General features: G+C 64.5%; 17 protein-coding genes. 4 read left to right on the forward strand and 13 right to left on the reverse strand.

What is annotated here, in order from left to right:
- Positions 1 to 320 precede the first annotated feature (320 nt).
- From cysD to AAA969_RS01330, 3 genes are read right to left on the reverse strand one after another with little or no spacing between them, the layout of a single operon-like run.
- The gene (cysD, locus tag AAA969_RS01320; protein ID WP_338242777.1) at positions 321 to 1,214 is read right to left on the reverse strand and encodes a sulfate adenylyltransferase subunit CysD; all 894 of its coding nucleotides are present in this window, start codon (positions 1,212 to 1,214) and stop codon (positions 321 to 323) included.
- Entirely contained in the window at positions 1,211 to 3,610 is a 2,400-nt protein-coding gene (locus AAA969_RS01325) for a DUF2309 domain-containing protein (RefSeq protein ID WP_338242780.1), read from the reverse strand. The genes cysD and AAA969_RS01325 overlap by 4 nt, the downstream gene beginning before the upstream one ends.
- 28 nt (positions 3,611 to 3,638) lie before the next feature.
- Entirely contained in the window at positions 3,639 to 5,186 is a 1,548-nt protein-coding gene (locus AAA969_RS01330; protein ID WP_338242782.1) for a proton-conducting transporter membrane subunit, read from the reverse strand.
- 100 nt (positions 5,187 to 5,286) lie between these two features.
- Here AAA969_RS01330 and AAA969_RS01335 point away from each other — a divergent pair, with 100 nt between their 5' ends.
- Both AAA969_RS01335 and AAA969_RS01340 read left to right on the forward strand, forming a co-directional pair.
- Positions 5,287 to 6,159, forward strand: a complete 873-nt coding sequence (locus tag AAA969_RS01335; protein ID WP_338242784.1) for a LysR family transcriptional regulator — start codon at positions 5,287 to 5,289, stop codon at positions 6,157 to 6,159.
- Between the two features lie 376 nt (positions 6,160 to 6,535).
- Positions 6,536 to 8,884, forward strand: coding sequence for a hypothetical protein (locus tag AAA969_RS01340; protein WP_338242786.1), 2,349 nt, complete (start codon positions 6,536 to 6,538; stop codon positions 8,882 to 8,884).
- 354 nt (positions 8,885 to 9,238) lie between these two features.
- Here AAA969_RS01340 and AAA969_RS01345 read toward each other — a convergent pair whose 3' ends face one another.
- From AAA969_RS01345 to AAA969_RS01365, 5 genes are all read right to left on the reverse strand, one after another.
- On the reverse strand, positions 9,239 to 9,595 hold the full coding sequence (locus AAA969_RS01345; protein WP_338242789.1) for a hypothetical protein: 357 nt from the start codon (positions 9,593 to 9,595) through the stop codon (positions 9,239 to 9,241).
- The gene (locus AAA969_RS01350) at positions 9,592 to 10,512 is read right to left on the reverse strand and encodes a J domain-containing protein (protein WP_338242791.1); all 921 of its coding nucleotides are present in this window, start codon (positions 10,510 to 10,512) and stop codon (positions 9,592 to 9,594) included. Before AAA969_RS01350 ends, AAA969_RS01345 begins: the two co-directional genes overlap by 4 nt.
- Positions 10,512 to 11,210, reverse strand: coding sequence for a VIT1/CCC1 transporter family protein (locus AAA969_RS01355; protein WP_338242793.1), 699 nt, complete (start codon positions 11,208 to 11,210; stop codon positions 10,512 to 10,514). Before AAA969_RS01355 ends, AAA969_RS01350 begins: the two co-directional genes overlap by 1 nt.
- Positions 11,211 to 11,431: 221 nt before the next feature.
- Positions 11,432 to 12,520: a 2-hydroxychromene-2-carboxylate isomerase gene (locus tag AAA969_RS01360; protein WP_338242795.1), complete on the reverse strand. Its 1,089-nt coding sequence runs from the start codon at positions 12,518 to 12,520 to the stop codon at positions 11,432 to 11,434.
- Positions 12,517 to 12,939, reverse strand: coding sequence for a DUF1330 domain-containing protein (locus AAA969_RS01365; protein ID WP_338242798.1), 423 nt, complete (start codon positions 12,937 to 12,939; stop codon positions 12,517 to 12,519). The genes AAA969_RS01360 and AAA969_RS01365 overlap by 4 nt, the downstream gene beginning before the upstream one ends.
- A 224-nt stretch (positions 12,940 to 13,163) precedes the next feature.
- On the opposite strand from AAA969_RS01365, the gene AAA969_RS01370 reads away from it, so the two are divergent.
- Positions 13,164 to 15,380: a PPC domain-containing protein gene (locus AAA969_RS01370; RefSeq protein ID WP_338242800.1), complete on the forward strand. Its 2,217-nt coding sequence runs from the start codon at positions 13,164 to 13,166 to the stop codon at positions 15,378 to 15,380.
- A 94-nt stretch (positions 15,381 to 15,474) separates the two neighbouring features.
- Here the strand turns inward: AAA969_RS01370 and katG are convergent, their stop codons facing one another.
- From katG to AAA969_RS01390, 4 genes are all read right to left on the reverse strand, one after another.
- A complete protein-coding gene (gene katG / locus AAA969_RS01375) occupies positions 15,475 to 17,649 on the reverse strand; it encodes a catalase/peroxidase HPI (protein ID WP_338242801.1) in 2,175 nt (724 codons plus the stop codon).
- Between the two features lie 236 nt (positions 17,650 to 17,885).
- The gene (locus AAA969_RS01380) at positions 17,886 to 19,979 is read right to left on the reverse strand and encodes a TonB-dependent receptor domain-containing protein (protein ID WP_338242804.1); all 2,094 of its coding nucleotides are present in this window, start codon (positions 19,977 to 19,979) and stop codon (positions 17,886 to 17,888) included.
- A gap of 86 nt (positions 19,980 to 20,065) precedes the next feature.
- Positions 20,066 to 20,464 carry a DUF2946 family protein gene (locus tag AAA969_RS01385; protein ID WP_338242805.1) on the reverse strand — a complete coding sequence of 133 codons (399 nt, stop codon included), beginning with the start codon at positions 20,462 to 20,464 and terminating at the stop codon, positions 20,066 to 20,068.
- Between the two features lie 94 nt (positions 20,465 to 20,558).
- On the reverse strand, positions 20,559 to 22,436 hold the full coding sequence (locus AAA969_RS01390) for a cation:proton antiporter (RefSeq protein ID WP_338242807.1): 1,878 nt from the start codon (positions 22,434 to 22,436) through the stop codon (positions 20,559 to 20,561).
- A 171-nt stretch (positions 22,437 to 22,607) separates the two neighbouring features.
- Between AAA969_RS01390 and AAA969_RS01395 the strand changes: the two genes are divergently transcribed.
- Positions 22,608 to 24,698: an amidohydrolase family protein gene (locus AAA969_RS01395; protein WP_338242809.1), complete on the forward strand. Its 2,091-nt coding sequence runs from the start codon at positions 22,608 to 22,610 to the stop codon at positions 24,696 to 24,698.
- Here the strand turns inward: AAA969_RS01395 and AAA969_RS01400 are convergent, their stop codons facing one another.
- Positions 24,699 to 25,460 carry an SDR family NAD(P)-dependent oxidoreductase gene (locus tag AAA969_RS01400; RefSeq protein WP_338242811.1) on the reverse strand — a complete coding sequence of 254 codons (762 nt, stop codon included), beginning with the start codon at positions 25,458 to 25,460 and terminating at the stop codon, positions 24,699 to 24,701.
- Positions 25,461 to 25,526 lie beyond the last annotated feature (66 nt).

Genomic DNA, 25,526 nt, shown 5'->3' on the forward strand with positions numbered 1-25,526 from the left:
GCCTTGCCTCGATTTCCGAGCGCGATCAGTCCGCATCAGCGTTGTGGATCCGGGCGTTCAATGATCGACCCACCGCGTCACAAAGACAAACAGCCTTCAACCTTCGCGCCGAATTTTCTTTACTGCGACCTGTAGCGGCATCACCGGACGTCGCCGTACTGGTGCATTATCTAGCGGGACCGGATTTCGATTACACAGCTGGCCAGGCTATCATGACCGACGGCGGGGTCGTCTTTCTCTGACACGACGGGCGATTGGACCAACTTGTCCGTGTCGGCGCCTGTCTGGCGGATCGGCTGGGGGATGCTCCATTCGCATCCTCAGAAATATCCCTCCCGCTTCTGCGCTTCGAGTGAGGACTCGTCGCTGACGCGGCCGCTGCGTTCCGAGATCCGGGCGGTGAGGGTTTCCTTGACCACGGCTTCCAGCGTGGACGCCTCCGACATGTCGGCGGCGGTGACGGGCCAGCAGCCCAGGGACCGAAAACGGATACTTCGTTGTGTCGCTTCAGGGAGGCCGAGTTTTTTCGCCCGCTCCGGATCGTCGACCATGATCAGACGCCCGTTCTGCTCGATCACGGGCCGTGGCGCGGCGAAGTAGAGCGGGCACAGGGCGATCCGGTGTCGCAGGATGTAGGCCCAGAGATCGAATTCGGTCCAGTTGGACAAGGGGTAGGCGCGCAGGGTCTGCCCCGGCGAGCGGCGCCAGTTGTAGCGTGCCCATAGCTCCGGCCGTTGAGCCTTGGGATCCCAGATATGGCCCCGTTCGCGCACCGACACGATCCGCTCCTTGGCGCGGGTCGCTTCCTCGTCGCGTCGTGCGCCGCCGAAGATGACGTCGTAGTGTCCCAGATCAAGGGCTTGCCTGAGAGCGCCGGTGCGCATGAGCATTGTATAGGTCGAGCCATGCTCGATCGGGTTCAGTCCCTTTTTCCGGCCCTCTTCATTGTGGTGGATGGCCAGTTCGAACCCGTGCTGCACAGCGAAACGGTTGCGAAACTCGATAACGTCGCGGAACTCCCAGGTGGAGTCGACATGCAGGAGTGGGAGCGGCGGCGGCGAAGGATAAAAGGCGCGAAGCGCGAGGTGGGCGAGGACGGTCGAGTCCTTCCCGCCCGAAAACAGCAGGACCGGCTGGTCCGCCTCGGCGACACCGTCGCGGAGGATCTGGATGGCCTCGCTCTCAAGCTGATCCAGCGCATCGCGATGCGTCATGCGGCACGCTGCGAGGCGCTCGCTCCCGGATCAATGGCTGCCCAGGTCAGGTCGCCGGTATACCGCCAGGCCAGACAGCCCGTCTCGTCCTGAGCCAGCAGATGGAGCCAGTGATTATCGAACAACTCGCGGACCGAACCGTGCTTGGCGAGGACACCATTGATGGCCTCGATGGGAGCTTCGATACAGACCGACAGGCGAAGCGGGTCATGAACGAGCCGCTCGCCGTCATGCACCGACTGCCATGGCAGGCCGGCCCGCAGTGCGCTGCCATTGCCCTCCACGACGCCGATCCCGCCGGTGACATTGTGGAGCAGCTTGTTGCCGGACCCGAACACGTCCGGAGCCACTGCGGAGCCGTAATATTGCAGGTTGATCCAGCTCGCCACGACCACCGGTGCTGTCAGGATAAGTTCGAGAATCGAGAAGTCCTTGTCCGCCCGCCAGTCATAGCTGTGCAGGAACGCCTGTCCGGACAGGCCGGCGCCGGCCGTGCGGTGCCGCGGTGCGGCGATGAAGGCGCGGCAGCCGGCCAGCCCCCATTCCGGCCGGGTCTGGGCCCAGTCGCGGCCGCGCCGGGAGAGTTGACCTTGCCGTGAAGCCCCCGGCAGGCGTTCAACCCGCTCGGCCCGACAGGCCTTGCCGGCGCTGGCAAGCCGGGCGCGGGTCCGGGCGAGGTCTTTGGCATGGTCGGGAGCCGGGTGGTCGTCGTGAAACAGGGTGACGGTGTCTGACACGGTATCATGCAAGGCGGCCATGAAGATGGTGTCATCGGGAACAGGAAGGCCGCGCGTTGCCAACCCGTCCCGGACAGACGGATCGTTGAGTATGCCAGCGAGAAGCCGGGCATTGACCGCACCGGAATGGCCGCCGCAGGCGCCGCACTGCAGGGCGCTTGCGGCCGGGTTGTTGACGACGTCGGCACCGTGCCCGACCAACAATACGAGGCGGGCGAAATTGTCGGTCAGCGACATTGCCCGAAGCACGGTTTCGGCGGTCTGGATACGGGTCTCCAGCGCCGGCATCGGCGACAGGCAGGGCCGGGCGCGCGGTCGGGTTTTGCCGGACACGCGGATCAGGGCGTCCTTGCCCAGCTTGGCCAGGTAGGTCAGACCGGCGGACTCCACGAAAGCGAAGGATGAGACGGCGGCAAGCTTGAATCGCCCCCAGGCGCGCCGGGCCCGGGCACGATAGCGGTCGGCGAGATCCTTCTTCGCATGTTCGGTATCGTCCTGATCACCCTCAACGGATTGGAAACCCGCATCGACCAGTACGGGCATGCGGTTCTCAACCACATCCGAGCCGCCCGAATGGTGCGCCGTGGTTATGCCGAAAAATCCCGCAAAACCGATCGTTTCAACGCTTCCGTCCGTGCTTTCGAGAGCGCGCCGAAAGACCTCGGACCGGACATCAATGCAAAAGACGGCCTGCAGGTCAGGACGCGCCGGTCCGGTCGGCCCGTGATCGGCTTGGAAAGCCGCGTTGAGCGCCTCCTGGGCTGCGTATTCGGCAGCTGTCTGCCAGACCTGGTCTGCCAGGCGGTCGCGGTCTTCGGACCCTGACCCTGCCCAGGCATGCGCGATGGCCAGGCCCGGTTGCTCAAGCTGGTGCTCGAACTGTCGGGCCAGATGCCAGTCCCAGAACAGGCGAATGGCGAGCAGGTCGGTGATTGTCTGATCGGTGCCACCGGCCTTCTCGGCGATCCAGAGGCGCTGGCGCGCCATTTGAGCCCATCCACCCAGATCAAGCAGGAGCGCCTGAAGATAGCTGTCCTGGGTCGAGGCCGGGATCGCGAGATCCTGCAGGGCCAGAGCAATAAACTCCGCCGAGTTGGCGGGCGCGGCATCGGCCTCGCTGGCAAATCCGGTGAGGCCGTGTATCTCGGTGGTCAAGTCATTGCGGGCGAAGTCGCGCCAATCCTTCCAGGCGACCAGGTTCGCTGGTCGCGTCCAGAGGGCCTGGCCGGTATCGAAAAATCCGGCAGCCCAATGGCCGATGCGCTCGCCAGCGAGGGCTTTCCAATCGGTACCTGTCGATTTCGTTGCAAGATCAGCGATGGTCGGCAGGGCCTCGCATGGTGATATGTCCGCGTCCAGAGCGGCATGGAGGTCTGCCAGGTCAAGCGTGACGCCGAGCGCAGCGGTGGCCGCCTCCAGATGATGGTTTGCGATCTCGCCGGCATCGAAGCGGCTCCGGAACCAGTCCCGGGACGGCAACATCCGGGTTCCGGTGAGACGCTCGAGCTCATCGGTGGCCGTGCCGAAACTTTCGCTGGACCGGCCAAGGAAGGGGTTGACGGCGACCGTGGCATCAAGCGGCCAGGCCGGCGGGATTTTCCGGGCAGCGCGAAGCGTGGGAGCATGGGTCATGTCGTCGGTCGAGATGGGCGATGTCATGGGTTTGATCTCCTTGTCCCGGATCTGGTCAGCGGCCACGCCGGACCGCCCAGTTGCGAAGCCAGCGGTCAGTCAGGGCATTGATGTAGAGTCCGTTGGACAGGTGCACACGCAGGCCGCGGGCGGCCGGATGGCCGGACCAGAGCGGGAAGCTGGCCTGGACGATGGCGATTGTGCCGAAGCTGATCAGAGCGAGCAGGATCAGGGCCCATTGCAAGGGACCGATCGCCGGCGCAGGTGGTAGCGTTCCGGCCAGGGCGTATTCGGTGAGGGTCTGCAGGCTGAAATAGGCGAGCGTCGTCATGACGGCGTATCCGACCGTATAGACGGCGAGCGCGCGCGGAGCCTTGTCCGCGAAGCCCTGGGCCAACAGGTAGGAGACGCCGAAGACCAGGATGGCGCCGAGCGCGATCGCCTGGGGCGATTTGCCTTCGAAGCCGATGAGAAACCCGATCAGCGTGTAGCACAGCAGCCCGCCGATAAAGGCGAGAATGACGGCGTGCAGCTTCGGCACCGCAATCGGCCCCGGGCGGCGCACCTCGAGAATGGCGCTCACGGCGCTCCCACTCGCGAGGAAGGCGTGCGCCTTGTACAGCGAGTGCGCCACGATGTGCAGGAGCGCGAGCGGGAAGAGTGCCAGCCCGCATTGCAGGATCATGAAGCCCATCTGTGAGATTGTTGACCAGGCGAGAGACGTCTTCACTGCTGGCTGGGTCAGCATGACAAGGCCCCCGAAGAGAGCGGTGAACCCCCCCAGAAGCACCAGGACGGCCATGATGCTGGGCGCCAGCAGCATGAGGTCGGCGAAGCGGATCAGCAGGAAGCCGCCGCCATTGATGACCCCGGCATGGAGCAGGGCCGACACCGGAGTGGGGGCTTCCATGACCTCTGTCAGCCAGCCGTGAAACGGAAATTGCGCGGATTTGAGAACGGCTGCCAGGGCCAGCAGAGCGGCCGCCATCAGGGTGGCGTAGGTGCCGACGCCTTCACGGGCCGCCGTGTTGATCTGCGCAATGTCGGCGGTGCCGAATGCCAGCAGGAGTGTGATGACGGCGCCGGCGAGCGCCAGGTCGGACGCCAGCGCGCACCAGCCCTGCTTGCGAGCAACGCGTTGGGCTCCCGGGCGATCGGGATAGAAGAGCAAGAGGCGGCGCAAGGTCAGGCTTGTCGCAATCCAGGCGAAAAGCAGGGTGAACAGGTCGCCGGCCATCACGAGAAGAAGGACGCCGGCCAGGGTCGCACCCATCCAGCCGAGGAATGGACCCTGCCGGTTTTCGCCATCCAGAAAGGTCCGGCTGAATCCGAGGACAAGGCTCCCGATCACCGCCACCAGGACGAAAAGCGTGACGCTGACCGGATCGATGCGGGCCGACAGAACCCCGAGATTCGCGCTATGGCTCCCGATGCTGAGCAAGATGACGAGTGCGCCGACGGCACAGGCGACGGTCAGCAGGGCGGCCACAGGTACCAGGTGACGCACGAAGGGTCGCGGTCCGCTGCTGAGTATAGCCGCCACCGAAAAGAGGGTCAGCGCGGCCGGTGCGATGAAGAGTGCGTATGACGCCGTCAGGGGCATGGGTCCGTCTCCCGTTTCCAGACCCGGCATCTATCAAAGCGCAATTATTCGGTATAATATAATGTTTAGAACATAACGTTCTGTTTGGAAGAATGGTTCCGTGCTGAATTACAATCATCTGCGATATTTCTGGCATGTCGCCCGGATCGGACACCTGACCCGCGCCGCCGAGGAGCTGAACATCTCCCAGTCGGCGTTGTCGACGCAGATCCACAAGCTTGAAGACCAGGTCGGGCAAGCGCTGTTTGTGCGCGAGGGCCGAGGCCTCGCCCTGACCGAGGCGGGGCGGATCGCGCTGGAATATGCCAACGGGATCTTTCCGGCCGGGCGAGAGATGATCGAACGGCTTCGCGGCGCAAGCGTGACGGCAAGGGCGGTGTTGCGGGTCGGGGCCCTGTCGACCCTATCCCGGAACTTTCAGCTCGGCTTTCTTCGTCCTGTCTTTACCGATCCGGATGTCGAGGTTGTCGTGCGGTCTGGAAGCCTGACAGAATTGCTGCCGGCACTGAACGAGCACCAGCTGGATGTCGTTCTCGTCAATCAGGTACCCCTGCGTGACCGGGAAACGCCCTGGACCGCCCGGCTCCTTGACGAACAGGATGTCAGCTTGATCGGCTCGCCGGAACGGCTGGCCGGTCGTACCGACTATGCGCAGCTGCTTGCCGAAGAACCGCTGGTGCTGCCGACAGCCGAGACGGGGTTTCGCAACGCCTTTGACGTCCTGACTGAAAGGCTGGGGATCACGCCACGCGTCGTGGCCGAAGTGGCTGACATGGCCATGCTTCGCTTGATGGCCCGGGAGAATATCGGTCTGGCCGTGCTTCCAGGCGTTGTTGTCAGGGATGAGCTGGCCAGTGGCCGGCTCGTCGAGGTCGCCCGATTGCCGGGGATCACCGAAAGCTTTTTTGCGATCGTCTCCAAACGACGCTTCCCCAATCCTGTTCTCGATCAGCTGATCAGCCCTGACGGGTGAGGCGCCTTCCCTTTCCGGTCGGGAGCAATGCCACAAAACGCCGGTTTTGCTTCCGGGGCAGGCCTGCAGTTCCGCTTGGGTTCCCGAGCAGTCTGCGGCGCTTGGCCGTGTGGTGACCACGCCAACCTTGTGTCCTGCCGTGGCAAAGTGAGCGTACGGCACCTCGCGGGCTTGCGCCCAGGGGTGTCGTTTTGGCGATGCGCTCGCGATACCCAATACTGCCCCATGCCTGCCTGCGCCCCGGTCCAAGTGGTGTGTGGATCCCGAGAATCGCGGCCGCGTGTCCGGTTTGCGGCACAGGCCTCGGCGAGTTCATTGCCAATTCATCGCCAGTCTCATACCGATTTCGGGTCTGATCGTTCTTGAGGGGGTGGGTATGCGGTTCAGCGGCTTTCTGGCAGCGCTTTGGCTGGTGTTCGGCGGAACGGTCTTCGGGCAGGAGGCAGCTCTTCCCGGCCGGCTTGCCCAAACCCTCGATGCCGCTTCTTTGCGCATGGGGGCGTCGATGGCGGATCTCTCGGCCCCGCAGCTCGGCGCGGAAATTCGCCGGTCGCCACTCTTCATCGCTGAACTCGATTCCGCGGCCCTCATGCGAGGCGGGCCGGTGGCGATCGCGCTTGGCGAGGGGGTTGAGCTGGACCTGCAGCAATACATCTCCTCAAGTCGCCTGACCAATCTGCCCCTACTCGCCATCGCTACCGCCGAGCCAGGCTTGCTCGACCTCGCCGGACCGGTAACGGTGACGGAGGAAGTCTTCGTGATGGCGGATCGGATCATTGTGTCGCGGGAAGCGGTTGTCCCTGTTTCCGCTGAAACCTGTGGCTATCGTCCAGGCCGGATTCGACCCAATGGCCGCCGAGGCATGGCGGGCGCAGTCCGGGAGGAACTCGGTCTGGTGACCGAGGCGCGAGCCGAGCTGTGTCTCCTGCCGGGTCAGCGCTCACTGGATGATCTGGCGGCCACTGCCGGCGGGCAGCCAGTTCTTGTGGACCCGGCTGAACGGCTGACGCCGGAGCTGGCGCGCAGAACGCAAGCGGTTGATCCGCGGACCCGCCTTATGTTGCCGCCGACGCAAGCAGATATCCGCGCCGAAGCCAATGAAATCCGGGCTGAGCTGGCCCGGATGCGACCGGGCTCGGACTTTCGTCGTGGCTTCACCGTTCGGGATGCTCTGGCCCTCGAGGATGAGGCGTTGATCGGTCTCGATGCCAACGGCGACGAGCGTGTGATCACCCGCGTCAGCATCATTCCCCTCGCCGATCGCTCCCGGGAGATCAGTCCCGTGGACCGGCGTCTTGATGATCGGGCGCTGACGCGTGGCTTCGATCTTGACCAGCCGATCGGACAAGTCCGTGATCTGCCTGCCGTCCTCGCACCCTATGTGACAAGGCGGGGGACGTTGCGTCCGACGCCAGAGCTTCAGCCGCGCCTGCCGGACCAGCTTCGTCGGATCGGCGATGAGCCGGGCGATCAAGGCGGTCGCGCGGGAGGTGCGGGGCAGGTGGTGCAGGCGATTGGTGGCCCGGTTGTGACCGGCACACCGACCCTGCCGGACAACTGGGAGACGCGGCGCTTGCCCGGAACAGGGCCACGCTCCCAGCCAGAGGCGCGCGTGCAGAGGATCAGCCAGTCCAGTGAGTACTATTTCATCACGGGCTTCACGCTCTCGGATCGGATCGAGGAGCGCTACAAGCATACGTTCAACCGTCGCAAAAACTATTATATCGCGTTTGAATACAGCATTGGATACCGCGCTGGAATCCGCTTTCCCTTCCGCGTCGAGGTCGAAAGCGAAGCGCTCTACCGGGAAGACCCGAATACGCGGGTCTGGAACGGATCCAACTTTCAATTCAGCGTGAACGCCGAAGGCCGCGAGGATACGCCGGGCGGTGGCTCGATCTATCGCGCGGCCGGCATGCCGGAACCCCTGATCCTGGATGATCGCGAGTTCACGTTCGGCGTCTGGGCCGGTTGCCAATTGCAGATGCGCGTGCCCGTGGTGAAAACCATCCGGATAAACTGTCCGTCGGTCGATGTGCCCCGCGCGGGAAGTTGTCCGAACTGGGCCTGCGCCGACTTCGCGCCGCCGATTGGCGGGCGGCACCGGATCGCGGAGCCGCGCCTGCCCGCCGATGTAACCGGTCTCCAGATCAATGCATGGATTGCGCGGGCGGGCATTGAGCCGGGCGTCAACATCTACGCCGCAAACGGCGAGTTCTCGCTGCAGGCCGCGCCCCGGGATGGCCGCTTTACCCGGGTCGAGGACGACCCATCCTACATCAGCACGTGCACCTCCCGACATCGCAGCGATGCGCGGATATCCAACGAGCATCTCGAGTCAGGCAATTGCCGACTTGTCTTCAACCGGCCCTATGATCCTGCTCGGCCGATGCAAATGAGGCTCGACCTCGGGGACCGAGGCAGCAGCCAGTTTCCCGGTGTGGTGCTGTCGGATCCCGAATACCGCTTCACCATGGAATTCGTGCCGGTCCTTGAATTGTTTGCGGTGATCGACCTGGCCTTCACCAGCTGGCGCTTTGATCATGACTTCGAGATATCCGGCCTGACGATCCGCCAGGACATGCGCTTTGGACACCATGAGGGGACGCGGGACGAGGCGGAGATCGGTCTGTGCGCCCCGGGTGACACCAACTCGCCCGGCTGCCGTCGGTCCGCAGGGTATGTCTTCCGTCCGATCCAGATCGATGATGGCGGGCCAGGCTAGGGCAGGCTCCGGCATCACTCATTGCCGTCGCGGGCGGCCTCGATGGGAGTCTGCGTCGCTGGCCCCTTTGTGCGGTCGGTCCCGTCTTTTTTCCGAGCGTTCCAAGGTGCGCCGCGGTGGGTGTATCGACCGCGAGGTGGGCCGTCATGGCGTCAGGATGGTTGACTGTGCGGGCGCCGACACTGCCTTTGCCCTCCCGCCAAGTGCAGAAGCGTTTCAGCTTCCGGTCAACAGCGAGCCCGGCTTCGGATCGGCTGTTGGGACGCGCAAACAGCGATCAAGGGCGAGGCTCCTCCAGGCGGCCGCAATGACCCACTTGCGAGACGCTTTCGTGGTCGCTCGAACTGTGTCGCTTTATGGCGTGTTTGTGCGATTTGTCTTTTGTCTGTGCTGCAGCGCGGCGGCGATGCGGGCGCGGACCTCGGGGGGCTCGGCCCGGATGGCGTCGAGCAGGACGCGCCGGTCATGGCGGGCCGCATGCATCCGGTCGATGACCGCGACCATGGCGGCCAGTGCATCAGGCTGCATGTCGTAGAGTTCGGCGAGGTCGCACAGCAGGTCGAGGCGGGCCAGGTCGGCCGGGCCGAAGACCGGTCCGGTCTCATGCTGTTTCGGGACAATTGCCTCGGCCTCGATAAAGGCCGTCAGGCGCAGATGGGTCAGACGGGTGACCCGGGCCAGGGCCTCTTCGCGGGTGTAAACTTCACTCATCGCGGTATCCCTTCCAACAGGAGCTTGCGGGGATTGTCATCGCGGTCCTTGCGCCATGTCTCGAGGAAGGCGGTCAGCGCCTCATCCTCTGCGGCAGGGACGACAATGCGCAGTTCGACGAGTTGATCGCCGGGCCCGTCGCGGCCCTCGACGCCCCGTCCACGCAGGCGCAGAACCTTGCCGCTGCTCGACCCTTTCGGGATGGTCAGGGTGACGTTCCCCTGCAGCGTCGGGACATCGACCCGTGCCCCCAGAATGGCTTCATCGAACGTGATGGGCAGTGTAATGCGGATTGTATCGCCATCCCGGTTGAACAGGGGGTGAGGCAAGACCCGTATCGTGATCTGGGCATCGCCGCGCGGACCGCCGCCGAGGCCTTCGCCGCCCTTGCCGCGCAGTCGCAGCGTCTGGCCGTCGCGCAAGCCCACGGGAATCGTGACATCAAGGCTGCCCCCGTCGGGCAAGGTAATCCGCGAGGAGCTCCCTCTCGCGGCATCGAGGAAGGAGACGTCGAGCGTGTAGGCGATGTCCCGCCCGGGGGCCGAAAAGTCACGTCCGCTGCCGGCGCCGCGCTGGCGGAAGATCTCGGCGAAGATGTCGTCAGGGTCCATCCCGTCGAAGCCGCCAGCAGACGGGCGCGGCCCTTCGGCATCGGCAAAGTCGCGATAGTAGCGGCGCTGCGGCTTTTCCTGTCCGGTGGCGTCGATTTCCCCGGCGTCGAAGCGGGCCCGGGTCTTGGGGTCTTTCAGCAGGTCATGGGCGGCGGTAATCCGTACGAAGCGGTCCTCGGCATCCGGATCGTCGGGATTGATATCGGGATGGCTTGTCCGTGCCAGTCGACGATAGGCCTTCTTGATGTCGGCCTGGCTGGCCGAACGCGTCAGCCCGAGTACCTTATAGGGATCCATTTCGGCCATCAGACGCTGACACCGAAGATCAACCCGACAGCGGCGGTCGCGGCCATGGCGAGCGCGCCCCAGAGGGTGACGCGTAGCGCGCCCTTGACGATATCGGCGCCGCCGGCGGACGCACCAAGCCCGCCAAGGGTCGCCAGGGCGAGAAGCGTGGTCAGGGCAACGAGCAGGATGATGACGGTCGGTGCTGCCAGCCAGGCCACCACAAGCGGGACCGTCGCGCCCACCGCAAAGGTCGCGGCCGAGACCAGTGCGGCCTGAACCGGGCGCGCGGTGACGGTTTCCGAAATCCCTAGCTCGTCACGGGCATGAGCGCCCAGCGCGTCGATATCGGTGAGCTGTGTCGCGACCTGCCTCGCGAGGTCGGCATCCAGACCCCGGGCAACATAAATACCGGTCAATTCATCCAGCTCGGCGCCCGGCGAAGCTCTCAGTTCGGCGGTTTCCTTGGCCAGGTCGGCCGCTTCCGCATCGGTTTGCGAACTGACCGAGACGTACTCGCCTGCCGCCATCGACATCGAGCCGGCGACCAGTCCGGCCAGTCCGGCGATCAGGACCCCGGTCTGGGTTGTTCCGGCTGCCGCCACGCCGATGATCAGGCTGGCCGTTGAGACGATCCCGTCATTGGCGCCCAGCACGGCGGCGCGAAGCCAGCCGATGCGATGGACCTTGTGCCGTTCCGCATGGGGAAGTCTGCTCATAGCGGGGTTCCTGCGGCTTGCGACCCGGGAGCAGGCTTGCCCCGGGCTGGCCAGACCGGCCGCCCGCGGATTTCCGCCGCGGGAGCGGCAAGGCTGTCAAGCCGACTACCTTCCTGCCGCCATCATAGCGTGTCCTGTCCCTCGAGAGAACGGCGATTGTTAAGTATCGGGGGCTGATCGGCGGACCCGGCGACCGGCCCCGTGGCGCAACGACCCGCTGCTCAGGCGTCGGCCTGCAGCCACTCGCCGGCCAGCCAGAGGCGGTCCTGTCCGAACGCCATCCGGTCGCCGACCTTGAAGGTCGGCACACCCCAATGCCCCCCCGCAAACAGGTCGAGCCGGTTGGCCTCGACGATGTCGCGCCAGTCTTCCCTGGCGAGGTCCGCTTCAGCCTCGGTCCAGTCAACGCCCGCCCGGTCGCAAATCCGGCGCAGCCCCGCATCGCCAACGGCGTTCACACCCTCGGCCCAGACGGCTGTCATGAAAGCCTGCAGGAAAGTCTTGCCGCGGCCGCGCTCAATCTCCCCGATCAGGATGGCCAGGCCGCGCTCGACACCCTTGCCGACCGGATCCGCAATCTTGCCGAACGGCAGGCCATAGCGCTCCGCCTCGCGCTTGCAATCGCGCACGATGTAGAAACGCTTCGTGGCTGGAACGGGCAGGGACCGCATCACCATTGGCAGGACGGGGCGCAGGGTCAGCCGGGCGTTCCAGCCCTCGGCCAGATCAAACATGCGCATCGCGGCGAGATAGCTGTAGGGGCTGCGCAGGGAGAGAAAGACCTCCAGCGAGCCACCGGCCGCGTGATCCGGTTCTGCAATCGGGGCGAAAATCAAATCGTCCCCGCTGCCAAGACGGCGTTCGAGATGGTGCAGGCGGTCAAGGGCCCAATACCATTCGCCCTCGAACCAGGTCATCGCTGAGCCGTAATGGCCGAGCCTGGCCCGCAGCGCGTCTCCATGTGCCGGGGCGCTCATCGCCGGCAGGTCGTGCTCGCCAGGATCCAGCTGGTAGGCCTCGGCCAGATAGCGGGCATCCTCGAGTGACCAGGCCGCCAGCTTTTCCGGTTCCGGTGCAGCAGACCGCTCGGGCGGGCTGACCTCATGCCAGATGATCTTGACGTCATAACGCTCGGCGAGACGCGGCAGGGCCTGTACCAGAAGCTGCGAATAGGCCTCATCGCGCTGGATGAAGGTATGCAGGGTCCGCGGCTTCCCCGACAGACGTCTCTGCAAGGCGTGGCGGCCCCTGCCCAGGCTGCGCAGGGTCGGGCTGGTCAGAATTTGCGGGGCGAGGGTTTTCAGGCTCATCCGATGAAGGTGTCCTTGGCAAAGCAGGGGATCAGGAGCTGACCGGCCAGCCCGGCCTTGCGATGCACGGCGAGCGCCTGATACTCCGGCGTCATGGCCAGGTTGGGGAGGGTCTGTGAAGACGGGTAGGTCATGATGGCGACCATGTCCCAGCCCTCCTCCGCCTCTCCCACGAGGAAGGTCGACGGCAGGGCGGAGAACTTGAGTGTGCCGCCAGCCTGCTCGACCAGTCGGGTCACAGGGCCGCCATACCGCATATAGGCCTCGGCACCGGACATGTCGGCGTCCCGACCGTCTGGGTAGGTCGCCTTTTCCTTGAATTTCAGCAAGTTCAACATGTTGACCGGTCCGTCACCGGCGCGCGCCAGAAAGGCGGCCAGCTGGGCCTCTGTCGGCTCAATCGCGTTTGAAATCCGCATCTCATCTCCCCCGTTTGTGCGGCCACACTAGGCGGAGTGAACGGTGTTCGCCAAGGGCCATCCGTTCGCTATCCACGTCGGAACATCGGTTTCCGCATGGAGCCTTGGAATGGCCCTCGGCTTGTGGTCATTTCGAGTTGCCGTTACATCGGTGGTTTGAAAGCTGATCTGGGCTCATCCGGTCGCTTTGCGTTTTGGAGGTGCCTGTGCGGGTCGGTTTTGTTGTGAGTGCATTTGTGTGTCTGGCGGGCAGCGCGGTCGCGCAGTCGTCTGCTGATCGGGTTTTCCCCGGCAGTGTCACCGAAGCGGCGCCCCGCTCGGTCTCCGAGATCACGCTGGAAGCCGGCCAGCTCGTCACCCTCACCACCGCCTCGGTCGATGGCCTCGATACGATTCTGACGCTGGTCGGCCCCGACGGTCAGACCCTGGCGGAGAACGATGATCGCGAGCCGGGTATCCTGACCTCGCAGATCATTCACATGGCGACGACAAGCGGGCGCTACATGGCGGTCGTGACCGGCTATGGTGGCGCTACGGGTGATTATGAACTGACGGTCCGGGATGGGGTCGATTTCGGTCTGTCCTGGGAATCCTCGGTGATCCAGGAACAGGTCATGTCGCTCAATGCGCGCCGGACCAGTGAGCGCTTTCCGGTGGACCTGTCTGCTGACGATATTCTTGTCACGACAACCTTCGCCCTGACCGAGGATCTCGATACCACGCTCACCCTGCTCGACGACGCCGGTACGGTGTTGGCGCAAAATGATGATCGCGGCGATGGCAGCCTCAACTCGCAGCTTGTCTTCCAGCCTGACGCGGCCGGACGTTTCTTCGTTGAGGTCGGCACCTATGGCGGGAGTGGCACGGGCGATCTGATGCTGTCCCTGGCTCTCGATCCGAATGCGGACGTGCCCTTTGACTTCACCACCATCGAACGTGAGCCGTTTGCTCGGCATGAGGGTACCCTCGACAATCGCCAGAGCGAGTACACCTTCGAGATCGACCTGGCCGCGGGGCAGACCCTGCTCGCGGTGGCCGACGCGACCAGCGGTGATCTCGATCCCGTCCTGCGTCTGGTCGGAGCCGACGGTTATCCGGTCGCCCTCAATGATGATCGCGGCGACGGATCGCTGAACTCGGCGATTGCCTTCACCGCGCCTCAAGCCGGCCGCTACACGCTCGAACTGCAGCGCTATCGCAGTGGCGAAAGCAGTGGCGAGTTCGTTCTGGAGCTCTCTCATGTCGACGCCTCGGTGGTCGATACGCTCCAGGGGCTGCTGGAGAACCGGGTCACGCTGAGCGGGCCGGAACTGACGATCGAGACGGAAGATTTCCGTGTTCACTACACGCTTGAAGGCGTTGATGCGTCGTCGACCGCCTATGCGCAGTCTGTCGGTGAAGCGCTGCAGGAAATGCTCGACGTCCAGGTGTCCCGGATCGGCTGGGCGGAGCCCATTCGCGACGATGATGGCCGCTACCGTGCCTATGTCGCTGATGCTGACGGGTCGATGGGTGTCACCTATCCGGTGCAGATCGTGTTCGACAATGTCAATACGACCGACGTCCACGAGGCCTCGGCGGCGCGCACCGTCTTCGTGATCGACAATGATTTTGTCGGCATGGGCAAGGAAGCGCCTGTACATGCCCTGATGCGGGCCACGGCGACCCACGAGTTCAACCATGTCGTCCAGTTCGGCTATGACAGCGAGGAGGGCCTCGACTGGCTTTATGAAGCGACTGCCTCCTGGACCGAGACGACCACAGTCGGCGGCGACCAGGATGCGACGGACTATGTCGCGACCGACTTTGACGCTCCGGAAATTTGCTGGACGACCAGCGAGAGCGGCTTTGACTATTCCCAGTGGACGCTGCTGCAATCCATGGCGGACAGCTATGGCGAAGGCATCGTCGTCGATATCTGGGAGAATTCGGTCGAGCTCGACGGGTTCGAGACTCTCGCCGCGACGCTGGAAACCGTCGGCACGACCATCCCGGACGTGATCCAGCGCTGGCGGGCCCAGAATTTCGCGCTCGCTTATGACTTGGCCCCGCTGTTCAACAGCACGGTGCGGGTGCATCACACCCTCGATTCCGAACGCGGCTGGATGGCCAAGGGTGGGCTCGAGCAGCTCGGCGCGAACTACATCACGGTCGGTCTTGACGGGCGCTACCAGTTTTCCCTGAGGGGGGATGACGGGCTGGAATTACTCGCTCTTGCCCAGAATGGTGACGAAGTGCTTGTCATCCCGCTGGGGCGTGGCGGGAGTGTCGATACGCGGGCCTATGAGCATGTCGCCCTGATGGTGTTCAACCGCACCATGCCGGAAGCGCCTGGCGTGTGCAGTGATGTCGGCTATTCGATCGATGTTGCCCCGGCAGGTGGGGCCCTTGCGGCGCCGGCCTACAGCTTCAGTGCCGAACATTTCACGCCGCCAACCTAGGCCGGGCGGTCAGTGATCAGACAAAAAGAGGGGGCGGCTCGCAGGAGCCGCCCCCTTTCATTGTATCGGATCTGTCAGCGCTCGGGCTGGCTGATCAGGCGAGGTCGAACCGGTCTGCATTCATGACTTTGGTCCAGGCCGCCACGAAGTCGGTGACGAATTTCCCGGCGTTGTCGTCCTGGGCGTAGACCTCGGCATAGGCGCGCAGGATCGCGTTCGAGCCGAATACCAGATCGACCCGTGTGGCGGTCCACTTGACGGCGCCGGTCTTGCGGTCACGGACCTCGTAGGCGCCGTCAGTAGTGGGCACCCACGTAAAGGCCATGTCCGTCAGATTGACGAAGAAATCCGGCGTCAGCGCGCCCTCGCGATCGGTGAAGACACCATGCTTCGTCCCGCCGTGATTGGTCCCGAGGACTCGCATGCCGCCGACCAGAACCGTCATTTCCGGACCGGTCAGGCCTAGCAGCTGGGTGCGGTCGAGCAGCATTTCCTCTGCGCTGACGGCATAATCGGCCTTCTGCCAGTTGCGATAGCCATCCGCCAGCGGCTCCATTGGGTCGAAGGAGCCGGCATCGGTCATCGCATCGGTGGCGTCGCCGCGGCCGGGTGCGAACGGCACCTCGATCTTGTGGCCGGCGGCCCTGGCCGCCTGCTCGATGCCGACATTGCCGGCCAGCACGATAACATCGGCGAGGCTGGCGCCGGTCTTCCTGGCGATCGGCTCGAGCACGTCGAGCACCCGGGCCAGGCGATCCGGCTCATTGCCCGCCCAGTCCTTCTGCGGAGCCAGCCGGATGCGGGCACCATTGGCGCCACCGCGCTTGTCCGACCCGCGGAAGGTGCGGGCGCTGTCCCAGGCCGTGGCGACCATGTCGGCGATCGACAGACCGCTCTTGGCGATGGCCTTCTTGACCTTGTCGACCTTGTAGCCGGTCGGGCCGGCCGGAATCGGATCCTGCCAGATCAGGTCTTCCGACGGTACATCCGGCCCGAAATACTCAACCTTCGGTCCCATGTCGCGGTGGGTCAGCTTGAACCAGGCGCGTGCGAATGTGTCCTTGAAATAGGCCGGGTCGGCCATGAACTTCTCGCAGATCGCGCGATAGGCCGGATCCATTTTCATGGCCATGTCGGCATCGGTCATGATCGGCATGCGACGGATCGAGGGATCGCTCGCATCGACCGGCATGTGCTCTTCCTTTATGCCGACCGGTTGCCATTGATGGGCGCCCGCCGGGCTCTTCTTGAGTTCCCATTCGTAACCGAAGAGAAGCTCGAAATAGCCCATGTCGAACTGGGTCGGATTGGTCGTCCAGGCGCCTTCCAGACCGGAGGTCACGGCGTTGCTGGCCTTGCCATCCAGATTGGGGTTCATCCAGCCAAAGCCCTGGGTCTCGAGGCCGGCGCCTTCCGGCTCGGGGCCGAGCGCGCCGGCATCCCCGTTGCCATGGGCCTTGCCGACGGTGTGACCACCGGCGGTGAGGGCCGCGGTCTCTTCGTCATTCATGGCCATGCGGGCAAAGGTGGTGCGGACCTGACCAGCGGTCTTCAGCGGATCGGGTGTTCCGTTCACGCCTTCCGGATTGACGTAGATGAGGCCCATCTGCACAGCCGCGAGCGGGTTTTCCATCGTATCGGGCTGGTCGACATTCTCGTAGCGGGTGTCGGACGGGGCGAGCCATTCCTTCTCGGCCCCCCAATAGGTGTCGATTTCCGGGCTCCAGATATCCTTGCGGCCAAAGCCGAAACCAAAGGTCTTCAGGCCCATGTTTTCATAGGCGATGGTGCCGGCCAGAAGGATGAGGTCGGCCCAGGAAATCTTGTTTCCGTACTTCTTCTTCAGCGGCCAGAGCAGGCGTCGCGCCTTGTCCAGATTGCCGTTGTCGGGCCAGGAGTTGAGTGGCGCAAAGCGGATATTGCCGCTGCCGCCGCCGCCGCGACCGTCGGCAAGGCGATAGGAGCCGGCGGAGTGCCAGGCGAGACGGATCATCAGGCCACCGTAATGACCATAGTCGGCGGGCCACCAATCCTGACTCTCGGTCAGGAGGGCGTGCATGTCCTTCTTCAGGGCCGCGAAATCGAGCGTCTTGAGGGCCTTGTGATAGTCGTAGTCCGGTCCCATCGGATCAGACTTGCTGTCCTTCTGGTGCAGGATTTCGAGATTGAGCGCCCGCGGCCACCAATCCATGACGCTGGATTGTGATGTCGTGTTGCCGCCATGCATGACGGGGCATTTGCCGACCGAATTCGGATCATTGCCGTCCATGAGCTGCCTCCCTTGGTATCCGTTATGTGGCCTGGCCCTGGATGAGCCGCCTTCACACTGTTGTCCCAAGGGAGGAGCGATAAATCCAATCGATTTTTTTATAGCGAGCCATAGAGGCGCTCATTGTGGTGCCGCCATCAGTACAGCGTCGTCCTGTACGCCAGCGGGCAAGGGCCGGCAGGGCAGGAGCCGTCTGGCCTCCTCCCTGCCGACGTCGCCGGTTCAGCTCCGCAGGCCTATCCCGCGATGCTGAGGCGCAGGAAAGCGCCGCGTCCGCTACCGGGCAGGCGCTCCCCGACAGGAACGTCGCCGAAGCTGTTCCGGTTGAAGCCGGACAAATGGTCCTGATAGGCCTCGTCGAGGAGGTTCTCCACACCGAGCGAGAGCCTGACCCCGTCGCGGACCTGCCAGTCGCCATAGGCGGTGAGGACGACATAGCCATCGGTCGCCGTCTCCGAGTTCGTCGCAGACAGCCTGTCCTGTTCGGCGACGGCGCGGGCCTCGAGGGTCGCCGACCAGACGCTGGCGTCCCAGGTCAGGCCCAGCTGCAGGCTCGGCGGGGCTATGCGGTAGAGATTGTCATCAATGTCGCGACGCTCCCCGCGGACATAGTTGAGCACGCCATCGATCCGCAGCGGCCCGTCAAGGTCATAGCCGCCGTCGAGGTCAAACCCGTAGAGGCGGGCATCGGTATTGCGCCACAGGAGCGGGGTCGGATCGCCATTCATGCCGGCGATCATTTCCACCGGTGTGTCAAGGATGCCCGGTGTGGCGTCGAAGGGCGTGCCCTGGATGTAATTGTCGACCTGGCGATAATAGAGCGTCGGCCGCAGATAGGCGCGTGCGCTGGCATAGTCGAAGCCGATCTCCGTGATCCACGCCGTCTCCGGCTCGAGTGCGAGGTCGCCGACATAGATATTGCCGTCCGCGAGGCCGCCGCTGGCGCTGATCGGCAGCCAGCCATAGCGCTGGATATAGCCGGGCACCTGCTGCTTGCGGGCGAGCGTGGCACGCCAGGACAGGTGATTGCGAACCGGGGTCCAGACCCTTGCCACGGCATCGACGGTCAGCTCATCGCCCGACCGGTCGGCTGCGTTGAAGGCGTTGGCCAGCATGCGCGGAGCCATCGGCAGGGCGCTGCCGAGCACAGCGGTGCCAGCGTCGTGGCGGTTCTGGTCGACACGAAGCCCGACTTGCGACTGCACCGGGCCAAGCGGTCCTGTCCATTCGATGAAGGCGCCCGTTCGCTCCAGACGAATGTCGGGGAAGGGCGTGACGATGAAATCGGCATTGGCGGGATTGGTGATGGAGACATGGTGATCCACCGTCTCCGTGTCGACTCCGAACTCGACGCGGCCCCCCCAGGCCTCCAGACCGAGCGCGATCTCGCCGCCGCGCGTTGTGGCGTCGGCAAGGCTGGCGCGTGTCTGTATCGCTGCCGGAGACGGACGCAGGCTGAAATTATCCATCAGATGCGCCACGTCGGTGACATGAACGGAGGCATCAAGATGGATGGCTCCGAAGTCGTGAGCGTAGGCGAGGCGGGCGAAATCGGTGTCGAAATACTGGATGTCCATCGGGAAGGGGGGATTGCCGGACGGCCCGGTATTCTGGCGCCGCAGGTCAAGCGAAACCTCGCCGAGCGTGGTCCGGGCTCCGGCCGAGAGACCGAAGACGCCGCGCTCAAACCCGGTTCCGCCGATGACGCCATCGGCAAATCCGGTATCGCTGCCCTCTTCCCAGGCACCCAGCAGGTTGACGCGCCAGTCGGCGCTTGCGGCGCCCACCACACCGCCGACCGACAGGCTGTCATTCACGCTGCGCCCGCCGACGGTGAGGTCATGGTGAAGCGCGGTATCACCGGTCTCGCCGAAGCCGATCCGCTTGAACACTGCGTCGGCGCCACCAGCGAGGCCTGGACCCGCCGAGACCGGGCTGACACCGCGATCGATGATGACGGCCTGCACCAGCGGCGCTGGCGCGTAATGGAAAACCGGGTCCATCAGGTTGGGACCGCCAGAGGCGAAGCGCTGGCCATCCACACGCAAATTCAGTCTTTCCCCGAACAGGCCGCGATACTGCATCTGGCCTGACAGCTCGCCATTGCCGATGCGGGCAGCGCCCGGGATGCGGGCTGTCAGCAAGGTGATGTCACTGCCGAGCAGGGGCGCGGCGTCGGGCGTGACAGCCTGGTGAGCGGGGGAGTCGAGGCGGGAGCCCGCGACAATGATCACATCCTGCAGGGCAGGGTCGGTTTCCTGAGCCAGAGCAGGGGATGCCATGGCGATCAGGGCCACTCCGGACAGGAGCGGGGACAAGTACTGGGTCATGTTTTCAATCTCTCATACGGCCTTGCAAGGCGCGTCGGGCCAAGCCCGTCTGGCTCCGCGCGAGGCGGAACCGGTTTGATCTGACATCAGATGAGAGCAGGTGGGCCGCGGGAGCCGAGCGGCGGACCGCGCGGCGTTTGGGGCCGGGTGGTTTCGCGGCGGGTGTCGTAGGTGGACGGGGTCAGCGGCCACACGGGCAGTGTCAGGACGGGGGCGACCAGGGCCGGGCCGTGCGAGACCGCACAGAGCGGGCAGTGATCACTGGTCTGGGACGGCGTGTCGGGTGTTTCCAGAAGCTCGGCCAGAATGTCGGCATTGGCCGCGGATTCGGGGTCGAGCCTGGTCTGGCCCGGCCCGCACATCAGTCCCGCCAGATCAACGCCGCGTGCCTCGGCGAGCGCCATCGTGCCGGGCAGCAGGAGTTGCTGCAGCAAGGCAAGCGCGGTCACCAGTGTGGCGAGGCTATGAGCGCGTTTCGATCTCATCCTGCGGCTTTAGAGCCTTTCGCGGCACTTCGCAGCTGGCAATTGGTCGCAGTCAGGGCAAATCCCCCGTTTCGAGGGCGCCAGTCCGAGGCCGTTATTCCGTGTCTTGTCGCCCTAGCCGGATGTCATCCATGCGCTGTCGCAGCTCGGGTTCCCACTCTTCATTGATCGCCTTGACGCGTTCGACCAGGGCCGTGTTCTGATGGGCCGACATGCTGGTGTCAAAGACATCGGCGACCTCGATCATCGAGCGGCGATCCATCTGGTCGAAGGCCTGTGCCATCCCGACCGCGCGATCATGCTCGACGCCGAGGGCCTCGAAGGCCGAGCGACCGATCCGGATCGAGCTGTCATAGGTCTCACGAATGATGTCGCGGCAACCAATCTCGTAGAGCTCGTAGACATGGTCGCGGCTCACGGCCCGTGCGATCACGTGAAGGCCCGGATAGGTGTGCAGGGCATAGCGTACCAAGGCGTTGATCTGTTCGCGATTGTCGATAGTGACGATAAGCAGACGCGCTTCGCCGATGCCGGCGGCATGCAACAGATCGGGCCGGGTCGCATCGCCGAAATAGGCCTTGAACCCGAAGGCGCGCAGCATCTCGAGCTGGCTATAGCTGTAATCGACCACGGTCGCCCGATAGCCGGCGGCGCTCAGCATGCGGTCGACAATCCCGCCGACCCGGCCGCGGCCGGCGATGATGATCGGGTGAACCTCCTCGATCGCATCGGCCTCCCGTTCGGCCTGCTCGGTCGAGAAATGATGGGCGATCAGGCGGTCGTGAATGATGAAGAGCAGGGGCGTCAGCAACATCGACATGGCGACGATCAAAGACAGGCGCGCCGCGATCTCGTCGGGCAGGACCGCGCTGGCGACCGTCAGGGAGATCAGCACGAATCCGAACTCACCGGCCTGGGCCAGGCCCAGTGTCAGCAGCCAGCGATCCGAGCCGCGGACCTTGAACAGGACCGCGAGCGCGTAGAGCACGGCCGCTTTCACCGCGATCAGACCCAGCGTCAGGCCGATCATCAACGCCGCCTCGTTGAACAGGAGCGCGAAATTGATCCCGGCCCCGACGGTCATGAAGAACAGGCCGAGCAACAGGCCGCGGAAGGGGTCGATATCGGATTCTAGCTCGTGGCGGTACTCGCTATTGGCCAGAACGACCCCGGCAATGAAGGTCCCGAGCGCCGGCGACAGACCGACCAGTGACATCAGCAAGGCAATGCCGATCACCATCATCAGGGCGGCGGCCACGAACAGTTCGCGCAGGCCGGTCTTGGCGATGAAGCGGAATAGCGGCCGGGTCAGGAAGCCACCGATCAGGATCACCGCGCCGACCGCGGCGAGGGTCACCAGGCCCGCCGCCCATCCGGGCAGGTCGGCCACCAGGCTCAGGGTCGAGCCATGATCCTCGCTGCCATGGTCTGACGCGTGGGAGAGGGCCTCGACCAGCTCCGGCAGGGCCAGAAGCGGGATCAGGGCGAGCATCGGGATGACAGCGATGTCCTGGAACAGGAGAACCGAGAAGCCGGCCTGTCCGCCATCACTCTTCATCAGCCCCTTCTCGTTGAAGGTCTGCAGCACGATGGCCGTCGAGGACAGCGACAGGACGAGGCCGATTGTCAGCGCGATGGTCCAGCCAATCCCGAAGGCCATGGCGATCGCGGTGATTGCCAGAGTCGTGCCGCCGACCTGAAGCCCGCCGAGCCCCGCCAGCCGTCCTCGCATCTCCCACAGGCGCTGGGGTTCAAGCTCCAGCCCGACCAGGAAGAGCATCATGACCACGCCGAACTCGGCGAAATGCTGGATCGAGATAATATCAACGCCGAGCAGGCCGAGAAGAGGGCTGATGGCGATGCCCGCGATCAGATAGCCCAGCACCGATCCGAGTCCGAGACGGGTCGCCACCGGTACGGCAATGACGCCGGCAATCAGGAAGGTGAAAGCGAGTAGCAGGAAATCGGTCATGAGCGCCCCGTCAACCATTTGCCAACGCGCAGGCACAGGCTGTCCGACGACATTTACCGGGCCGTCCCCGTTTTGTCTGCCCTGATCCCGATCCCGGATCGGGATCGTGCAGACAGGGTTCTGAAACGGTGCTAACCCTGCCCGCAACGAATTGCCTCGGGGGAGAGAACCATGTCCACGACCATGAAACCGATCTGGGCCAGCCTGGCGCTGGTTGCGCTGGCGGCTTGCAGCCAGCCGAGTACAACCGACGCCACGTCCGAGGGGTCGGCCGGCAGCGAGGCCGCAGCACCGGGCGCGGCGGAAGCCCAGACCTTCACGGTTCTGGTCGGCGGCACTGAGATTGGTGCGCTAGAGATTCGCCCGTCCGAGAGCGGCTATGGCATCGAGTACGAATACCGCAATAACGGGCGCGGCCCGACGGTGACCGAGACCATCGAGCTCGACGCACAAGGCCTGCCGACGAGCTGGTCGATTGCCGGAGCCTCGACCTTCGGCAATCCGATTGATGAGAGCTTCGCCTATGTCGACAGCGAAGCCCGCTGGACCGATTCAACCGGCTCCGACCAGGCCATCCCCGATGGCGATGCCTTCTATGTCCCGCAGGATGCCAGCCCCTACTGGCTGGCGATTGCCGCGCGCGCCCTGATGGATCGCGACGACATGACCATCGCGGCCCTGCCGGGCGGTGAGCTGCGCCTGTCCGAGGTTGACGAACTGACCGTCAGCAATGGTGAGACCAGCCGTGACGTGACGGCCTATGGCCTGTCCGGCACCAGCGAGAATCCGACTTATTTCCTGATGGATGACCGGGCCTTCTTCGGCGTGATCTCGCCGGGCTTTGCCATTCTGGAAGCGGGTTATGAAGGTGAGGATGAACGCCTGCGGGGTCTGGCGGCCGGTTATGGCGCCAGCCGCTTTGCGGAAATCCAGTCCCGGGTCGCGCATGACTATGACGGCCCGGTCCGCATCCGCAATGTCCGCGTCTTCGACCCGGCGACGCTGAGCCTTGGCGAACCGGTTTCGGTCGTGGTCGAGGGCGACCGTATTGCCGCGATCGAGGCGCTTGATGTTGCCACGCGGGCCGGCGAGACCGAAATTGACGGTGCGGGTGGATCGCTGATCCCCGGCCTGTTCGAGATGCACGCGCACATGGGCGAGACCAGTGCCTTCCTCAACATCGCAGCCGGTGTCACCAGTGTGCGCGATATGGGCAATAACAACGCTGTACTCGACGAGCTGATCAGCCGTATCGAAGCTGGCGAAGTGGCTGGTCCGCGCGTTCACCGCAGTGGTTTCATCGAGGGTCAGAGCCCATTCAGCTCCAATAACGGCATTCTGGTCTCCAGTGAGGCGGAAGCCGTAGCCGCCGTGGAAACCTATGCCGCGAGTGGCGATTTCATCCAGGTGAAGATTTACAACTCGATGACCCCGGAATGGGTTCCGGCGATCATCGAGGCGGCCCACGCCAATGGTCTGCGGGTCGCCGGCCATGTGCCGGCCTTCACCAACGCCAACACCATGATCGCCGCCGGCTATGACGAGATGACCCATATCAACCAGGTGATGCTGGGATGGGTGCTGGAACAGGGCGAGGACACGCGCTCCTTGCTCCGCCTGACCGCGCTGCGTCGCCTGCCGGGGCTGGATCTGGACAGCGAGCCGGTCCAGGCCACGATCCGGACGATGGCCGAGAACGGCGTCGCAATTGATCCTACCTACGCCATCCATGAAGCCCTGCTCTTGTCCCGCAATGGTGAGGTTTCGCCCGGCGTGGTCGATTACATCGACCACATGCCGGTCGACACGCAACGCAGCGCGCGCAGTGCCTGGGCCGACATCGCCACGCCGGAAGATGACGCCAATTACCGCGGTGCCTTCGACCAGATCACCGAAACGCTCCGCATGATGCGCGAAGCCGGCATCTTCATTGTGCCGGGTACCGACCTGGGCGGATCCTTCGCCCATCACCGCGAGCTGGAGCTGTACCAGAATATCGGCATGACCCCGGCCGAGATCATCGCCTGGGGCAGCCATGGCATGGCCGAATATCTCGGCGTCGATGACGAGCTGGGCACCATCGCGCCCGGCATGCTGGCCGACTTCTTCCTGGTGCCGGGTGATCCGACGGTCGACTTCAAGGACATCAAGACGATCGCCCTGGTTGCCGCCGACGGGACCTTCTATTACCCGACCGAGATCTATCCGGAGTTCGGCATCCAGCCCTTCACGGACGTACCCGCCGTCAGCCAGCCGCGCTGATCAGAGCACCTGCCCGTCATCAATCGTGATGGCGGTGCCGGTGATCTGGCCTGCGGCCGGGCCGGCCAGCATCAGGAGAGCCTCGTCGAGTGCCGTGATGTCCATCAGGCGCTTGCGGGGCATCCGGGAAATCTGCTTCTGGCCGCCTTCGGTGGCAAACCAGTGTGCGTTGATCTCGGTCTCGATATAGCCGGGGCAGATCGCATTGACGGCGATGTGCTGGCGGGTCCACTCGCGGGCGAGGCCCTTGGTCATCGAGATCACGGCGGCCTTGGAGGCGCAATAGGCGGTCAGGCCGGGCAGGACGGTCAGGCCGGCGATCGAGGCGATATTGATGATGCGCGCTTCGCTGGCCTCTGCGACACCGGAGGCCAGCATGCGTTTGGCGGCTTCCCGGGCGCCGAAATAGACGCCGCGCGTATTGACCGCGAAAGTCTGGTCGAAATGCTCCGGCGTGATGTCGAGGGCCATGCCTTCCCCGCCGACACCGGCATTATTGATCATCACGTGGATCGGACCGAGCTCTGTTTCTGCCGCGTCCAGCGCCGGCCCGATGGCGCCGACATTGCTCACATCCAGAGCGATGGCGACGGCCTTGCTGCCCTTGGCGCGCAGGGCCTCGACCTCGGCCTCTAGCCGGTCGGTCCGGCGTGCCATCAGGGCCAGATTGGCGCCTCGATCGGCCAGCAGTCGGGCGAAGTGCTGGCCTAGGCCGCTCGATGCCCCCGTGATGGCAACAGTTTTGCCGGTCAGGTCGCTCATTGTCTTTCCCCTCGAGGTTTCTGCCATGTCTGCGTCTTGTCTGGCGTGTTCCGGGCGCGGTGAAAA

Origin of the sequence: Maricaulis maris (assembly GCF_036322705.1) — a bacterium.
GTDB lineage: Bacteria > Pseudomonadota > Alphaproteobacteria > Caulobacterales > Maricaulaceae > Maricaulis > Maricaulis maris_B.

Coding starts and splice junctions, on each gene's coding strand:
- AAA969_RS01360 (WP_338242795.1), bottom strand. CDS start 12,520: ATGAGCCTGAAAACCCTCGCCCCGCAAATTCTGACCAGCCCGACCCTG.
- AAA969_RS01380 (WP_338242804.1), bottom strand. CDS start 19,979: ATGACCCAGTACTTGTCCCCGCTCCTGTCCGGAGTGGCCCTGATCGCC.
- katG (WP_338242801.1), bottom strand. CDS start 17,649: ATGGACGGCAATGATCCGAATTCGGTCGGCAAATGCCCCGTCATGCAT.
- AAA969_RS01350 (WP_338242791.1), bottom strand. CDS start 10,512: ATGGCCGAAATGGATCCCTATAAGGTACTCGGGCTGACGCGTTCGGCC.
- AAA969_RS01365 (WP_338242798.1), bottom strand. CDS start 12,939: ATGCGGATTTCAAACGCGATTGAGCCGACAGAGGCCCAGCTGGCCGCC.
- AAA969_RS01325 (WP_338242780.1), bottom strand. CDS start 3,610: ATGACATCGCCCATCTCGACCGACGACATGACCCATGCTCCCACGCTT.
- AAA969_RS01400 (WP_338242811.1), bottom strand. CDS start 25,460: ATGAGCGACCTGACCGGCAAAACTGTTGCCATCACGGGGGCATCGAGC.
- AAA969_RS01385 (WP_338242805.1), bottom strand. CDS start 20,464: ATGAGATCGAAACGCGCTCATAGCCTCGCCACACTGGTGACCGCGCTT.
- AAA969_RS01355 (WP_338242793.1), bottom strand. CDS start 11,210: ATGAGCAGACTTCCCCATGCGGAACGGCACAAGGTCCATCGCATCGGC.
- AAA969_RS01345 (WP_338242789.1), bottom strand. CDS start 9,595: ATGAGTGAAGTTTACACCCGCGAAGAGGCCCTGGCCCGGGTCACCCGT.
- cysD (WP_338242777.1), bottom strand. CDS start 1,214: ATGACGCATCGCGATGCGCTGGATCAGCTTGAGAGCGAGGCCATCCAG.
- AAA969_RS01395 (WP_338242809.1), top strand. CDS start 22,608: ATGTCCACGACCATGAAACCGATCTGGGCCAGCCTGGCGCTGGTTGCG.
- AAA969_RS01390 (WP_338242807.1), bottom strand. CDS start 22,436: ATGACCGATTTCCTGCTACTCGCTTTCACCTTCCTGATTGCCGGCGTC.
- AAA969_RS01340 (WP_338242786.1), top strand. CDS start 6,536: ATGCGGTTCAGCGGCTTTCTGGCAGCGCTTTGGCTGGTGTTCGGCGGA.
- AAA969_RS01330 (WP_338242782.1), bottom strand. CDS start 5,186: ATGCCCCTGACGGCGTCATACGCACTCTTCATCGCACCGGCCGCGCTG.